Source organism: Selenomonas sp. oral taxon 478, assembly GCF_001189555.1.
GTDB classification, from domain to species: Bacteria; Bacillota; Negativicutes; order Selenomonadales; family Selenomonadaceae; genus Centipeda; species Centipeda felix.
The window spans coordinates 1,476,391-1,490,810 of record NZ_CP012071.1; the positions used below are offsets into that span (position 1 = coordinate 1,476,391).

Below are 14,420 nucleotides of genomic sequence, written 5' to 3' on the forward strand. Positions count from 1 at the left end.
ATGACAGCGAGAGGAAAAAAAACTGCTGCAGAAAGACATTTCGTCTTCCCGCAGCAGCCAGCTGCCTACAGGAGAAAATACTTAGGACGATGCGGTGCTGTCATTGTAGGATGATTCACCGTTCGCACTGCTTGAGGAGGCCTTATCCCAGCAGCGATGCTTTGGCGCATAGCTGCTGTAGAAGAAGAAGCCAAGTACCATCAGCACGATGAATGTAATGTTCGTAACCGCCGACAGTGCCCAGATCAGGTACAGGCAGACTGCCATGCCGATCGGTGCGAAGAGGTAGAGCGCCGGGAAGTGGAACGTGCGCGGCAGATCGGGGGAGTTGCGGCGGAGCTGGATCAGACCGACAAAGACGATGAAGAATGCCGCAAGAACACCGGTGTTCGCGAGCTCGACGATGTAGAGCATCGGCACGCAGCCTGCGATGAATGCGATGAGCGCCGAGCCGACGAGCGTGATGAAGTACGGCGTGCCATACTTCGGATGGATGTTTGCCATCGACTTTGGGAGGAAGCCGTCACGCGACATGGCAAAGAAGACGCGTGCCTGACCGAAGATGTAGACGATGAGGGTCGTGATCATACCGAAGAGGATGCCGACCGTGACGAGGTTCGCGAGACTCGTGTAGCCGATGAGACGCAGACAGTAGGCGACAGGATCTGCGCGATCGAGATCCGTGTAGGGGATCGTCGCCGTGAGGACGAGTGCCACAACGGAGTAGATGCAGAGGCAGACAAAGACCGATGCGATAATGCCGATCGGGAGACTCTTCTCCGGCGTCTTGCACTCCTCGGCGGAGGTTGCGACCGTATCGAATCCCATGAAGGAGAAGAACACGACCGCTGCGCCTGCCATGATGCCGCCGGCACCGAACGGGAGGAACGGATCGAGGTTCGCCGCTACCGCATGGGGCGTCGTGACCACAACGTAGGCGACGATCGCGCACAGCGTGAGCGAGATGAGGATCGTGTTGAGACGCGAGCTCTCCTTCGTGCCATGAGCGAGGATGGCGCCGATGATGAGCGTGATGACGACGGCGGGCAGATTGATGATGCCGCCCTCCGGTGCCGTTGTGAGGAGTGCCTTCGGTATCTCCATTCCAAGGGATGCCATCATTCCGGAGAAGTAGGCGGAGAATCCGACGGCGACCGCACTCGCGGTAACGATGTAGCCGATGATCAGTGACCATCCGCAGAGGAACGCCATGCCCTCACCGAGGGAGGCAAACGTATAGGCGTATGCGCTGCCCGCCGCCGGGATGAGCGATGCCAGCTCTGCGTAGGCGAGACCGACGAGCATACAGAGGAGACCTGCTGCAATAAAGGAAAGAACAATACCGGGCCCTGCATAGCGTGCCGCACCGATACCGGTCAGAACGAACACGCCCGAGCCGATGATGCCGCCGATGCCAAGGAAGGTTAGGTCCACTGTGCTCAGCGTGCGGAGCATGCCGCTGTCCTTACGCTGGGCACTGAAGTCTTCCAGTGTTTTTTTCTTAAAAAACATAAAGCCTTCACGCCTTTCTTTCAAAATGTTGTAAAACAAAACTTGTAAAAAGGGGCTGTTTCACAGCACATATTGATATATGAGAGTGAAACAGCCCCTCAGCAGTCAGTTCACAAATTACTTAAGGAACTCGTCGATGGACTTGAACGGGAGGTTCAGAGCCTTGCCGACAGCCTCGTTCGTGAGATGACCGTCAATGGTGTTGAGACCATACTTCAGACCGGGCACCTGCTGGAGGGCAGCCTTGTAGCCCTTCGTTGCGATGTCAACCGCATAGGAGATCGTCGCGTTGGTGATGCCAAGCGTCGAGGTACGGGAGACAGCGCCCGGGATGTTTGCAACGGAGTAGTGGACAACGCCGTGCTTCTCAAACGTCGGGTTCTCATGCGTCGTGCAGTGGTCGCACGTCTCGATCGAACCGCCCTGGTCGATGGCAACGTCGACGACAACGGAGCCCTTCTTCATGGTCTTGATCATTTCCTCAGTGACCAGGATCGGGGTGCGTGCGCCCGGAATGAGGACGGAGCCGATGAGGAGGTCAGCTTCCTTGACCCACTTTGCGATGTTGTAGCTCGAGGAGAACTCGGTGACAACGCGGCCGCCGAACATATCGTCGAGCTGACGCAGACGCTCGATCGAGAGGTCGATGATCGTGACGCGTGCGCCGAGACCAACAGCGATCTTTGCTGCGTTCGTTCCGACGTTGCCGCCGCCGATGATGACGACCTGACCAGCGGAGACACCTGCGATGCCGCCGAGGAGAACACCGCTGCCGCCGTAACGGCTCTCGAGGAACTGTGCACCGATCTGGACAGACATACGGCCTGCGATCTCACTCATCGGAGCGAGCAGCGGGAGACCGCGGCCCTGCTTGCCGAGAACCGTCTCATAGGCAATACCGACAACCTTCTTCTGAAGGAGTGCCTTCGTGAGCTGGGGTTCTGCTGCGAGATGGAGGTAGGTGAAGAGGATCTGACCCTCATGGAAGAGGTCATACTCGGACTCCAGCGGCTCTTTTACCTTAACAATCATTTCCGAACGATCAAACAGAGCCTTCTTGTCCGAGACGATCTCGGCGCCGACTGCCTTGTAGTCGGCATCCGTGAAGCCGCTGCCAACACCGGCACTCTCCTCGATCAGAACCGTATGACCGGCACGGCGCATTGCCTCAACACCCGAGGGAGTCATACCGACGCGGAACTCATTGTTCTTGATTTCCTTTGCAACGCCTACAATCATGTTTTTTCCTCCTACTACATAGATAAAATACAGAAGGGTTTAAACGACTAAGTAATCTCTAGAGGTATACCTTGATTGTGATATTAGCATAATTCAGATATTTTTGTCAAGTATTGAAATTTAGTGAAAATGTCGATTGAAGCAGACTTGAACTCACAATTCCGCGAATTTTTCACAAAGTATGAAGGATAAAAAGAATGATATTATTTCGCACAATGCAATAAAAACTGTGATTTACGTGGAGACGCTGTGATATATGTCAATCTCTGTATGCAAGAATTTCAATTCCGATATAGCCGACTGTCCATCATTGTGATATACTCCTGTTAATCATTTTTCATGAAAAATTTTTAGGAAATTGCTGATCCAATGAAGTTCGTCAAATTGACGCAGATTTTTTCATCCGAATGAGGAAATAATCGGATGAAAAGTAATGCTCTGTGGAAGATTTTCCGCCATAGTGCGGAAGAAGATGCGTCAAGATGGGGCGGTGAATGTATCGGTGACTTCTTTAGAAGGACGAGGATGCTATGCTGCGATATACTGCGTGGGCAGAGGTTGATCTCAGCGCAATTGCCCATAACTATCGCGAGATACGCAGGCGTATCGGAAAAAAGACAAAACTCTGTGCTGTTATCAAGGCGGATGCCTATGGGCATGGTGCGGTCGCCGTCGCGCGTATTGCACTCGATGAGGGCGCGGACTACCTCGCCGTAGCAACGCTCTCGGAGGCACTCAAGCTGCGGGCAGCGGGCTTTACGACGCCACTTCTGATTCTAGGGTTGATCGGCGCAGAGAGTGCGAGCGAGATCGTCTACGATAATATCACACAGACGGTTTGTCAGATGGATCTCGTTGAGGCTCTGTCGCAGGAAGCGGTGCGGCAGGGGAAGACAGTCAAGGTGCACCTCAAGATCGAGACGGGGATGGGACGCATCGGCGTCACTCCAAAGGATGCTGCGGATATGGCACGGCGCATTGTCGCGCTGCCCAATGTGGAGCTGGAGGGGCTGTCGTCGCATTTCGCTTTAGCAGATACGGCGGATCAATCCTTTACGGCGCATCAGATGCGGCTTTTCCAAGAGGCGTGTGACGCGATCGAGGCGATGGGGATTCATGTTCCTCTAAAGCACATTGCTGCCTCGGCAGCGGTCCTGGAATATCCTGATGCAGATTTTGATATGGTGCGCGTAGGGATTATCCAGTATGGACTTTGGCCCTCGTCTGAGGTCGTGCGCAGTATGGATCTGCATCCCTGCATGAAGTTCTGTGCACGCATTGTCTTCATTAAAACGATTCCTCCCGGGGAGTCTGTCGGCTATGGGCGGACGTTCATAGCGGGGCGTGAGACACGTATCGCAACGCTGACGGTTGGCTATGCGGATGGTTACATCCGTGCCTACGGGAGTGGGGCGGTCGAGGTCTGCGGACAGCGTGCTCCTATCGCGGGACGGATCTGTATGGATCAGTTCATGATTGATGTCACGGATATTCCCGAGGCACAGGTGGGGGATGTGTGTACGCTGTTTGGTTCGGAAACGCTGTCTGTGGATGAGGTCGCCGCATGGGCACATACGATCAACTATGAAGTCCTCTGTCTCATCTCTACGCGTGTTCCACGCGTTTATATTGAGTAACTGAGGAATTTGTGATATTGTTTGTTCGATATTTTATCGATCCATGAGAAAGGGGCTTCTATGAATACACTAGTCAGTCCGGAGAATACATGGGTGCTCATGAGCGTTATGCTGCTGGCTGTGGCAGCGTCGATTTATCTTGAGCAGACGTATGTGTGGGCTTCCCGCATCACGGGCGCGGTGATAGCGCTCGTCGTCGCACTCATTTTAGTCAATACGGGGGTCATACCCGTTCATGCAGAACTCTATGACGATGTTGTCTGGGGTTATGCTGTTCCGATTGCGATTCCCTTGCTTCTTTTGCAGAGCAATATGCAGAAGATCTGGCATGAGACAGGGCGTCTGGTGATCATTTTTCTGATCGGTGCGGCAGGGACGATCTGCGGTGCATTGATTGGATGCGCACTCCTCGGGGCTTCCATCGACGGGCTGCCGAAGGCAGCGGCGATGATGACGGGGTCGTATATCGGCGGCGGCGTGAATTTCACCGCACTTGCCGATGCATTCAAGGTCCACGGTTCGCTCGTCTCGGCAACGACAGTCGCGGACAATCTCAATATGGCAATTTATTTTCTGATCCTTCTCGGTATTGCGGGAAATGCGTTCTTTCGCCGCATCTACACGCATCCGCTGATCGATGCAGTGGAGAGGCATGGCGCATCCGACGACGGGAAGACACTCGCGGCAAAGTATTGGGGACGTAAGGATATTTCTCTGCGCGATATTGCGATGTGCATGACCTATGCTGTCGTTGTCGTTACCGTGTCGAAATTCATCGGGGCGACGTTCAGCGCGCTGATTCCCTCTGATGTCAGCTGGTTTACAAAGATGTCCAATACGTTCCTCGGCAGTCAGTATGTCTGGATTACGCTAATCTCTGTGATCTTTGCCACGTTCTTTGAAAAACAGGCGTCCTCGTTGAACGGTGCGCAGGAAATCGGCACGTTCTTTATCTACATGTTTTTCTTCGTGATCGGTGTTCCTGCATCCATTATGGAGATATTGATGAACGCGCCGCTTCTCTTTGTGTTCTGTCTGATTGTCGTTGTTGTGAATATGCTGTTCTGTCTGGTCGGCGGGAAATTGCTCGATTTTGATCTGGAGGATATTCTTATTGCGTCCAATGCAAATATCGGCGGGCCGACGACGGCGGCAGGGATGGCCATCTCACAGGGGTGGAATAAGCTGGTCGGCCCCGCAATGCTCGTCGGTACACTGGGGTATGTGATTGGAACGTATCTCGGCATTATCGTCGGCAGCTTGCTCGGCGCGTAGGGGCTTGAAAATACCAAAGGGCATGATCTCCAATGTGGGAATCATGCCCTTTTGGCGTGTTGATGGAGCTGTATCAGCGCTCGGATGCACGCGCTCTGATGATCTCGTCGATCTCACGCTGCTGCTGGTGTTCGATGCGCCGCTGGATGAAGATGTTCGGGATGGAGACGCCGACAACGACGGCGAGGATGATGGTGACACCGTTGACGCCGAAGCGCAGCGCCTCGAGCAGTTCCTCGACGGAGATGGTCTGGATGTGGAGGACGGCGAAGAGGAGACGATAGAGGAGGACACAGGGGATGAGCGGGATAACTGGCGGGATGATGAGAAGGGTGTTTGGCGTGTGGACGATATGGATGACCTTGAGTGCCGCGATGCCGACGAAGGCCGCCGCCACGAAGGAGCCGAGTGCCTGTGGTTGTCCGAATTCGAGCATGAGAACGTTGCGGATGAGCATAGTGACGATGCCTTCGACGGCGACGATGGCGAGCAGCCGCTTCGGGGTGTTGAACATGACGGAGAATCCGCCGGCAGCAAGAGCGGCCGCGATTGCCTGATTGAGGTAGGTATCTGAGGGCTGGATATGGACATCGGAGATGTTTCCCACACCGGCGATAAGAATGGCAAAGGCAATGCCGAAGGTCATGCCGCCGATGATAAGCATGGTATCCATGGCGCGCGTCATGCCCGATGTGGTGAAACGGTTCAGTACGTCACTTGCCGCATTGATGGACGGCAGTCCGGGCATGAGGAAAATGGTGCACGCAACGAGCGCGTACCACAGTGTACCCAGTCCGAGTGCAGCGGGGATGGCCCACGCAAATATGGTGGCGACAAATCCGGTAATCATGGCACAGGCGTAGGGATTGAAAGCATACTTGTTGCTGAGGCGATGTGCGATGAAGCCCATGAGTGCCGCAATGGCGGCGACGAGAGACTCTTCCCAGCTCCCGCCGAACAGTTTGCACGAGCCGCCCGAGCCGACGGCAGCTCCGAGCGCGATGCCCCAATGCGGGTAGCAGAGTGTACGTGCACGGATGCGTGCGATGGCGTTCTCGGTGGCAGCGATGGGCGTGTTGCCGCGCAGGATGCGCCAGGTGAGTTTGCTCACGGCGGCGAGAACGGCGAGGTTCACGCCGTGTTTCATGCACTTGCGGAACTGCGTAAAGGAGCGTTCGTCGTCGCAGACGTTCAGCATAAGCGTTGTGTAGGTAATGTGGGATTGGATGTTTTCAGCAGGGATGCGCAGGTGGACTGCCGCGCGTTTCATATCGCGGATGACGCGTGCACAGTCGGCACCGTTCTCCATCAGCGCCTGTCCAATGTCCAGCAGGAGCTTCATTTTGTAGTTGAGTGTCTTGTTGTCGTCGTCCGCCATATTTCGAATTTCTTTGCGCCCCACAGTAGGATACTCCCTTCCTTGTCTCCCTATTTCTCTTTGATGACGCTATTATAACATAGACTTTGGCTGCGTGAAATACTGATGCATGGGAGAGGCGAGAGCAAAAAAAGAACCGCCAAAAATGGCGGTCAGTATGTGCGTCAAAGATCACTCAGCACTTGATGCCTGAGCCCTTGCGTGCATAGAAGAACCATGTGATGATGATGGTCAGAACAGTGAAGGCGATGAGAATGTAGAATGCAGGAATAACGCTGCCCTGTGTTCCGTATGCCCAGCCAAAGATCTTCGGGATGAGGAATGCGCCGTACGCCCCGATCGCCGCCGTAAAGCCTGTGACGAGTGAGGCGTGTACAGGACTGTCAAAGACAAACGGAATCATGCGGAAGCACGCAGCATTGATGAAGCCCGTCGAGAAGAAGAGCACGAGGAACGACCCGAAGAAGAGCGGGAAGTTATGCGACTGAATGCCCATGACGGTCGTAATACAGGCGATAAGCATGAGGAGCAGCGAGTAGAGTGTAACCTTCGAGCCACTGTTGACCTTGTCCGCGACCCAGCCGCCGATGGGGCGCACGCCGGCGCCGATGAACGGGCCGAGGAATGCAGCATAGGCAAAGGAGACCTCGGGGAACTCGCGATTGACAAGAAGTGCAAGCGCAGCAGAGTAGCCGATGAACGAGCCGAATCCGCAGGTGTAGATGACGCAGAGCAGCCACGTATGGATGTTGCCAAAGATGGACATCATGCTGCGCGGACTCTGCTTTGGGATGGGCAGGTTGTCCATGAACATCCAGACGAGGATCAGGGTCAGAGCGGTCGGAATCGCCCAGAAGTAGCAGACATTCTGAATGTAGATCTCTTTGCCCGCCTCATTGAGGAGCGGTGCGCCGAAGAGTCCTCCAAAGCTCATGCCGAGGAGCATGGGGGCGGTCAAGTAGATGAGCGAGACACCGAGGTTGCCAATGCCGGCGTTGATGCCGAGAGCAAGCCCTTTCTGCGACTTCGGGAAGAAGAAGCCGATGTTCGCCATCGAGGATGAGAAGTTTGCGCCTGCGATGCCGATGCCCGCGACGAGAAGTACGAAGGTGTCATAGGTCGTCGCGGTGTCTGTGAGTGCATTCCCCAGACCAATGAGCGGGATGAGGAGCAGCGCGGTCGAGATCAGCGTCCAATTGCGTCCGCCGAGCATGGCGGGGAGATAGGTGTAAACGAGACGCCCCGTCGCCCCGACAAGCCCCGGCAGGGCTGCGAGGGTAAAGATCTCATTGTCCGTAAAGTGAAAGCCAATGTGGTTGAGCTGGGCGGCGATTGTCGCCCACATTGTCCACGCAACGAAGGCGAGGGTCAGCGCCCATGTGGAAGTATAGAGGTTCTGCTTGGCGATGCGTTCGCCCCAGCGTTTCCAGAACACCTCATTTTCAGGGTCCCAATGCTCAAGAATTTCTCGGCGTGTTGGATTCTCGCCAAGGACGGCGAGAATGTCCTTATTTTCCATTTCCATCTCTCCCTTATATATCGCATTAATAAATGGAATTATAGTGAAAAAAAATTACCTTGTATGTGACGAATATCACATAAACTTTTCTGTTTTTTCGATAGGATAAATTATAATGTTACTTCGTATCACAGAAGGGGGGGGGGACGGAGTGGATAAGGAGGCGCTCATTCAAGAACTTGCATCGATTCCGGGCAAGGTAGTTTCGCTGCACGATGGAGCGTTTCTCTATCGTGAGGGTGCGCCGGCACACTATTTCTATATTGTGCGCTCGGGGCATATCTTCGTGGTCAAGTACGGCGCATCGGGGCGTGTCTTGGCGCTGCGCCTCGCGACGAAGGGGAGCCTCGTCGGAGAGCTGCCGATCTACGAGGATGAGCCGACCTATCTCTTTAGTGCGATTGCGCGCAGTGCCGCCGAGGTCTACGCCATCGAGTTCCCCGTACTGGAGGCGTATCTCGAAAAGCATCCGCACCTCGCTGTCGCACTGCTGAAGCTGATCGGGATGCACATGCGCAAGCAGCACCTCAAATTCCGCGACCTCGTGCTCTACGGGAAGAAGGGAGCACTCTGCTCAACGCTTCTCCGTCTGGCCAACAGCTACGGGATGGAGACGGACGAGGGAATACTGATCTCCGTACCGCTCACGAATCAGGAGCTCGCGAACTACTCTGCATCGGCGCGGGAGAGTCTCAACCGCATGCTCGCTGAGTTGAAGAAGAGCGGTGTGATCGATATGCGCGGGCATCTGATCCTCATCAAGGATATCGACTATTTGAAAAAGACCATCCACTGCGAGAATTGCGGGGTGGAGATCTGTAATATTGAGTGAATCGGGGACACAGAATAGGGGCCGCTGTACGAAGCGAAAACTTCGTGCAGCAGTCCCTGTCTTTGTCTATTCGCATAGAATTCCCTGATACGCCGTTGCGCCGCGGGTGCAGACGGCGCGCCCCGCTGTTAGATCGGTCAGCTCCGCCGTGCGGCGTGCGATGTCGTCGGGCGGGACACGGAGGAGACAGGTGACGCGCTCTGCGTATGTCGTTTTTCCTGCGATCAGTGCCTCTGTGCGGATGTAGCGCTCGACGGCGGCGAGCAGGTCGTAATCGATCGTGACGGACAGCTCGCGCAGGAGTGTCATGCGCAGCTTGGGGGCGGCGTCAAGCCCCAGCACTGCCGCATGGGCGTATGCACGGATGAGCCCGCCCGCGCCGAGCTTGATCCCGCCGAAGTAGCGGACGACGGCAACGGCGGCGTTCGTGATGCCGCGTCCCTTGATTGCTTCGAGGATGGGGCTGCCCGCCGTCCCGCCCGGCTCTCCGTCGTCACTTGAGCGCTGCCGTGCGGCATCCGCGCCGAGGACCATGGCGTAGGGCGCGTGGCGCGCATCGTAGTGCTCCTTTTTCAGTGCGGCGAGCCATGTGCGCACCTCGTCCTCGTCCTCCGCGTGTATGACGTAGGCGAGGAAGCGGGAACGCTGGATCTCATACGAAACAGGGGAGACACCGCCCTCCGGTATCTCCCCTGTGATGGTCGTGTAGTCACGATCCATACTCATTTGTTCTTGCGGTTGAAGTACTCGACGATGCCCGCATCGAGCAGTACGTAGGTCGGCCCCGTGCTCGCGGTCAGCTCGCCCGGCTGAAAGATGGGGCAGACGAAGCCGCGTCCGCCGAGGAAGTAGTCGGTCGGAAGCTGACGCACGGATTTTTCGGGCTGGATCGGCGTATTGCGTCCGTACTCGTTGTAGAGGTGACCGTTCACCGCCTCGCCGTCGAGATCGGACGGCGTGACGTGCACGAAGAAGGAGAGCGGCAGACGCTGTCCCGTCTTCTTGTAGTAGACGATGCCGTAGTCGTGGCGTGCGGGCTGATTGGCGTGCAGGTCATAGCGCAGCTCCGTGAACGTCACAGACAGGAAGTTTTCGTCGTCGAGATGTACGCGATAGCCGAGCTCGCCGCGGAAGAATGCCCCGCTCTGGTACTGAGCGCGGAATGTCTCCGCGAGTGCCTTCATATCAGTGTTGATGCGATCAGCGACCGCACTGTCATCGAGACTGATGACGGGGTAGGCGATGGACAGGTTCTGCGCGGCCTCCCGATGCTCGCTGAGGGCGGCGGACGAGGTCCCCGTGATGCCGATGACGAGCGCGAGAGCAATCAGTAAAGCTCTGAATTTCATAGTGAGTGCTCCTCCTTTTCATACTTAATTGAATCATAATAAAAATTTACGTATTTGTCAAATAAATGATAGTAATTGACGCGCTCTTGTAGTATGATGAGAGCGCATTTTTTATACAATATATATTCGAGGAGAAAGGTTGTGTTACGGAGCCAATGGGCGAGTCGACGATGAAACGGAGGCTGAAGAACAGACATCTTCAGCTCATCTCTCTCGGCGGTGTGATCGGGAGCGGATATTTTCTGGGGACGGGCTACGTCCTCGAGCAGGCAGGGCCTGCGGCGGTGATTTCCTATCTGCTGGGCGGCATCATCGTGCTCGCCGTGATGCTCTGCCTCGCAGAGCTGGCGGTGGAGCAGCCGCTCTCGGGCTCATTCGTCGTCTACGCGCGCGAGAATATCTCGGCGACGTGGGCGTGCGGTGTGGGCTGGTCCTACTGGGTGACGTGGGTGTCCTACGTGCCCTCGGAGATGATTGCTGCGGGCATCATCATGAATTCATTCCTGCCCGAGGTCGGGACGATCTGGTGGGCGGTGCTGTTTGGGCTGCTCGTCACCCTCCTCAATCTGTTTCGCGTCGATAAATTCGGCGAGAGCGAGTTCTGGCTCGCCCTTGTCAAGATCATCGCCCTCGTGGCGTTCAGCGTCGTTGCGCTCCTGATCTGTCTCGGGCTCATCGGCGATGAGGGCTATATCGGCACGGGCATCCTACTCGGCAGCGGCGGCTTTGCCCCGCACGGATACGCGAGTATTGCGCTGACGATGGTCATCATCCTCGTCAATTTTCAAGGGACGGAGATCATCGGGCTGGCAGCGGGGGAGACGGCGGATCCCGCGCGCAGTATTCCGACGGCGGTGCGCAATGTGACGTGGCGCATCATCGCGCTCTACATCATCCCGATTACGCTGCTCGTCTCGATCCTGCCGTGGGATCACGCGTCTCTCTCCAAGAGCGTCTTTGCGGCAGCGCTTGCCGAGCATGGATTTTCGCATCTGGGGGCGCTGTTCTCGTTCGTCGTGCTGACGGCGGCGCTTTCCTGCTCCAACTCGGGGCTCTACGGCGCGGCACGCACGGTGCACGCGCTCGCGACGATGGAGATGGCGCCGCGTGCGCTCGGTGGGCTCAGCCGCAAGGGGATTCCCTCGCGTGCCATCTATGCCTCGATTGCCTTTTGCTGGGGCGTGATTGCGCTCTACGCGCTGCATCCCGATGCGGCGCTCTATACCTATCTGCTCGCACTCTCGGGGTTCTCGGGCGCGGTCGCGTGGATCTCGATCTGCTGGAGCCAGTATCGGCGGCGGCGCAGGCTTGAGGCGGCGGGGACGGTGTCCCTCCTGCGCTATCGGATGCCTCTCTTCCCGTATGTCACGCTGTTCGGGATCTGGGCGCAGGTGCTCTGCCTCCTCTTTATGGCGTTTACCCCCGAGCTGCGCTCTGCGCTTTATTTGGGCGTACCCATGCTCGTCGTCCCCATGCTTCTTTACCACTTCTTGCGCAGGGGCAGGGCACATGATATAATTAAAGAATAGGGAGTTTTTTCGTAGGGAGGAATGTTTATGTTTGGGCTCTTTGATAAAAAGAAGGAAGCGGAGGTTTCGCTCGCTGACCGCATTGCAGCAAAACCGTTGGTGGCAGCAGGTGCACAGCAGGGAGCGTCCGCCGCAAAGCCGCGTGTGCCGTTCGCGGGACTCGGCAGCGTCGGCGCAGGCGATATGAAGTCTGCCTATCTCTCGCGCAGCGAGCTGACGGCAGAGCGTCTGCGCGATCTCTACGATGTGCCGGGCGGCCCTGCGATTGTGCTCGGCTTCGTCTCGTCCGATCTCCCCATGGCGGAGATTGCGCGTACAGTACAGACAGCATCACCTCCCGATGTTCAGGTTTTGCTCATCTCCTCGTGCGGGGAGCTGACACATACGCCGGGGACACGCTCCTACTATATGGATGCGAAGGACGGACGCGCAAAGGTGCTGCTGCAGGTCTACAGCAAGCGCATGATCGCGCAGACCCACATGATGACAATTCCCCTGCACAACGAGGACATACGGCGCGGTACGGTGGAGTTGACCCCTGACGAGCGCATTAAGAGAATCCGCGAGGGGGTTGACGCACAGCGCGTTCCATTCCCCGTGCGCTTTGACAATACCTTTGCCTTTGTCTATATAGACGGCGTGACGGCGTGCGAGTCGTTCGTGCTGAAGGCACTCTATGACAGCGAGTTCCTGCCCTGCCCCTACATCGGCGGCAGCGCGAGCGGCGCGCTCGATTTCTCCCACACCTATATCTACAACGGGAAACAGGTACTTGAGAATCACGCCGTCGTGCTCGTTGTTCGGCTTGCCGATGATTACCGCTACTCTATTTTCAAGACTCAGGCGGCAGAGCCGACGGGGGATAAGTGGACGATCATCGGATCGGATGCGACGCTCCGTACGGTGGAGACGGTTGCCGACGCAGAGGGGCATCCCGTGCCCTTTGCCGATGTACTGATGGAGCATCTCCATGTCTCCGACGTGAATGCACTCAGTGATGCGCTTGCCGGCTATACCTTTGCCTCGCACGTCGGCAAGCAGTATTTCATCCGCTCGCTGCAGCAGTTTGACGCGGCGGAAAAGCGGTTCCATTTCTACTGTGACATTACGGCGGGTGAGGAGATCTTCCTCATGCGGCGGGAGAACTTCGTCAAGACGCTGAAGGATGAGTACGCCGCATACGCAAAGGGCAAGCCGGCGCCGATCGGCGCAGTGCTGAACGACTGCATCCTGCGGCGCCTGACCTTTGCCGCAGATCTCGCAGGAGCGGATCTCTTCGATGGGATGCCAATCGCGGGGTTCTCTGCCTTTGGGGAGATTGCCGGTCTGCACATTAATGAGACGCTGACGGCAATTTTCTTCTATCAGCTCTCTGGCGGTATGTTCAGTGACGGCTATATGGATCGTTTCCCGTCGAAGTACGCGCTGTACCAGAAGACGTATCTCGAGCATGAGATCAGCCGACGCGCGATCATCGCGCATCTGCGTGAGGGGATCATTCAGGAGTTTGACAGCTACCGTCAGCAGATGATGGGACTCTCGGATGTCATGGAGCATGTGGCGGAGAGCGTTGAGAACGTCTCCGGGCTCGTCAACCAGATGAGCGACGGCATCGGCGATCAGGGCAATATGACGAAGGAACTGCTCGCACGAAATGCTTCGATTACACCGAAGCTGGAGCATCTGACCGAGAGTACGAAAAAGATCGAGCAGGTCATGCACATGATCACGGAGATCTCCGCGCAGATCAACCTGCTCGCGCTCAACGCCGCCATCGAGGCGGCACGTGCGGGCGAGATGGGACGCGGGTTCGCCGTCGTCGCAGGAGAGGTGCGCAAGCTCTCCGAGAATACACGCGAGCGGCTGGAGGCGTCCGATGAGGCGATCCGCGAGCTCCTGCATGATGTGAACGAGATCGATCAGATGCTCGCGCAGAATCAGGAGTTCGATACGAAGGTCGAGGACTTCGAGCAGGACTTTGACGGGCGCGTGACGGATATGAAGAGCAGTCTCGCGAGCGGTGTCGATGCGATCCGTCATTCGAGTGGCTCGCTGGAGAGGGCAGGGGCGCTTGGCGCGGCACTGTCGAAACGCGTGGAGGAATTGGATGCGGTGCTCCGCTCCATTCGATAAGTAATGGCATTTGATAT

At 56.5% G+C, this 14,420-nt stretch carries 11 protein-coding genes; 5 read left to right on the forward strand and 6 right to left on the reverse strand.

What is annotated here, in order from left to right; genetic code table 11:
- Positions 1-81: 81 nt before the first annotated feature.
- Together ADJ74_RS06915 and ald are read right to left on the reverse strand one after the other, a co-directional pair.
- Positions 82-1,512: an amino acid permease gene (locus ADJ74_RS06915; protein WP_050342989.1), complete on the reverse strand. Its 1,431-nt coding sequence runs from the start codon at positions 1,510-1,512 to the stop codon at positions 82-84.
- A gap of 117 nt (positions 1,513-1,629) precedes the next feature.
- Positions 1,630-2,751, reverse strand: coding sequence for an alanine dehydrogenase (gene ald, locus ADJ74_RS06920; protein ID WP_050342991.1), 1,122 nt, complete (start codon positions 2,749-2,751; stop codon positions 1,630-1,632).
- Positions 2,752-3,281: 530 nt separating this feature from the next.
- Here ald and alr point away from each other — a divergent pair.
- The gene (alr, locus tag ADJ74_RS06925; RefSeq protein WP_050342993.1) at positions 3,282-4,388 is read left to right on the forward strand and encodes an alanine racemase; all 1,107 of its coding nucleotides are present in this window, start codon (positions 3,282-3,284) and stop codon (positions 4,386-4,388) included.
- A gap of 60 nt (positions 4,389-4,448) precedes the next feature.
- Positions 4,449-5,663: a DUF819 domain-containing protein gene (locus ADJ74_RS06930; protein ID WP_050342994.1), complete on the forward strand. Its 1,215-nt coding sequence runs from the start codon at positions 4,449-4,451 to the stop codon at positions 5,661-5,663.
- A gap of 73 nt (positions 5,664-5,736) precedes the next feature.
- Here ADJ74_RS06930 and ADJ74_RS06935 read toward each other — a convergent pair whose 3' ends face one another.
- Both ADJ74_RS06935 and ADJ74_RS06940 read right to left on the reverse strand, forming a co-directional pair.
- Complete coding sequence (locus tag ADJ74_RS06935) at positions 5,737-7,041, reverse strand: threonine/serine exporter ThrE family protein (RefSeq protein WP_050342997.1); 1,305 nt, start codon at positions 7,039-7,041, stop codon at positions 5,737-5,739.
- A 175-nt stretch (positions 7,042-7,216) separates the two neighbouring features.
- Entirely contained in the window at positions 7,217-8,566 is a 1,350-nt protein-coding gene (locus ADJ74_RS06940) for an MFS transporter (protein ID WP_050342999.1), read from the reverse strand.
- A gap of 145 nt (positions 8,567-8,711) precedes the next feature.
- Here ADJ74_RS06940 and ADJ74_RS06945 point away from each other — a divergent pair, with 145 nt between their 5' ends.
- Positions 8,712-9,392 carry a Crp/Fnr family transcriptional regulator gene (locus ADJ74_RS06945; RefSeq protein WP_009442940.1) on the forward strand — a complete coding sequence of 227 codons (681 nt, stop codon included), beginning with the start codon at positions 8,712-8,714 and terminating at the stop codon, positions 9,390-9,392.
- A gap of 66 nt (positions 9,393-9,458) precedes the next feature.
- Here ADJ74_RS06945 and ADJ74_RS06950 read toward each other — a convergent pair whose 3' ends face one another.
- Together ADJ74_RS06950 and ADJ74_RS06955 are read right to left on the reverse strand one after the other, a co-directional pair.
- A complete protein-coding gene (locus tag ADJ74_RS06950; protein ID WP_050343002.1) occupies positions 9,459-10,118 on the reverse strand; it encodes a YigZ family protein in 660 nt (219 codons plus the stop codon).
- Positions 10,115-10,741, reverse strand: coding sequence for a hypothetical protein (locus tag ADJ74_RS06955; RefSeq protein WP_050343004.1), 627 nt, complete (start codon positions 10,739-10,741; stop codon positions 10,115-10,117). Before ADJ74_RS06955 ends, ADJ74_RS06950 begins: the two co-directional genes overlap by 4 nt.
- 155 nt (positions 10,742-10,896) lie before the next feature.
- On the opposite strand from ADJ74_RS06955, the gene ADJ74_RS06960 reads away from it, so the two are divergent.
- Both ADJ74_RS06960 and ADJ74_RS06965 read left to right on the forward strand, forming a co-directional pair.
- The gene (locus tag ADJ74_RS06960; RefSeq protein ID WP_050343005.1) at positions 10,897-12,270 is read left to right on the forward strand and encodes an amino acid permease; all 1,374 of its coding nucleotides are present in this window, start codon (positions 10,897-10,899) and stop codon (positions 12,268-12,270) included.
- A gap of 27 nt (positions 12,271-12,297) precedes the next feature.
- Positions 12,298-14,403 carry a methyl-accepting chemotaxis protein gene (locus ADJ74_RS06965; protein ID WP_050343007.1) on the forward strand — a complete coding sequence of 702 codons (2,106 nt, stop codon included), beginning with the start codon at positions 12,298-12,300 and terminating at the stop codon, positions 14,401-14,403.
- The last annotated feature ends 17 nt before the right edge of the window (positions 14,404-14,420 follow it).

Bases quoted from the DNA above. Each gene is read 5' to 3' on its own strand.
- ald (WP_050342991.1), bottom strand. From the start codon at position 2,751: ATGATTGTAGGCGTTGCAAAGGAAATCAAGAACAATGAGTTCCGCGTC.
- ADJ74_RS06940 (WP_050342999.1), bottom strand. From the start codon at position 8,566: ATGGAAATGGAAAATAAGGACATTCTCGCCGTCCTTGGCGAGAATCCA.
- alr (WP_050342993.1), top strand. From the start codon at position 3,282: ATGCTGCGATATACTGCGTGGGCAGAGGTTGATCTCAGCGCAATTGCC.
- ADJ74_RS06915 (WP_050342989.1), bottom strand. From the start codon at position 1,512: ATGTTTTTTAAGAAAAAAACACTGGAAGACTTCAGTGCCCAGCGTAAG.
- ADJ74_RS06950 (WP_050343002.1), bottom strand. From the start codon at position 10,118: ATGAGTATGGATCGTGACTACACGACCATCACAGGGGAGATACCGGAG.
- ADJ74_RS06960 (WP_050343005.1), top strand. From the start codon at position 10,897: ATGGGCGAGTCGACGATGAAACGGAGGCTGAAGAACAGACATCTTCAG.
- ADJ74_RS06935 (WP_050342997.1), bottom strand. From the start codon at position 7,041: ATGGCGGACGACGACAACAAGACACTCAACTACAAAATGAAGCTCCTG.
- ADJ74_RS06930 (WP_050342994.1), top strand. From the start codon at position 4,449: ATGAATACACTAGTCAGTCCGGAGAATACATGGGTGCTCATGAGCGTT.
- ADJ74_RS06965 (WP_050343007.1), top strand. From the start codon at position 12,298: ATGTTTGGGCTCTTTGATAAAAAGAAGGAAGCGGAGGTTTCGCTCGCT.
- ADJ74_RS06955 (WP_050343004.1), bottom strand. From the start codon at position 10,741: ATGAAATTCAGAGCTTTACTGATTGCTCTCGCGCTCGTCATCGGCATC.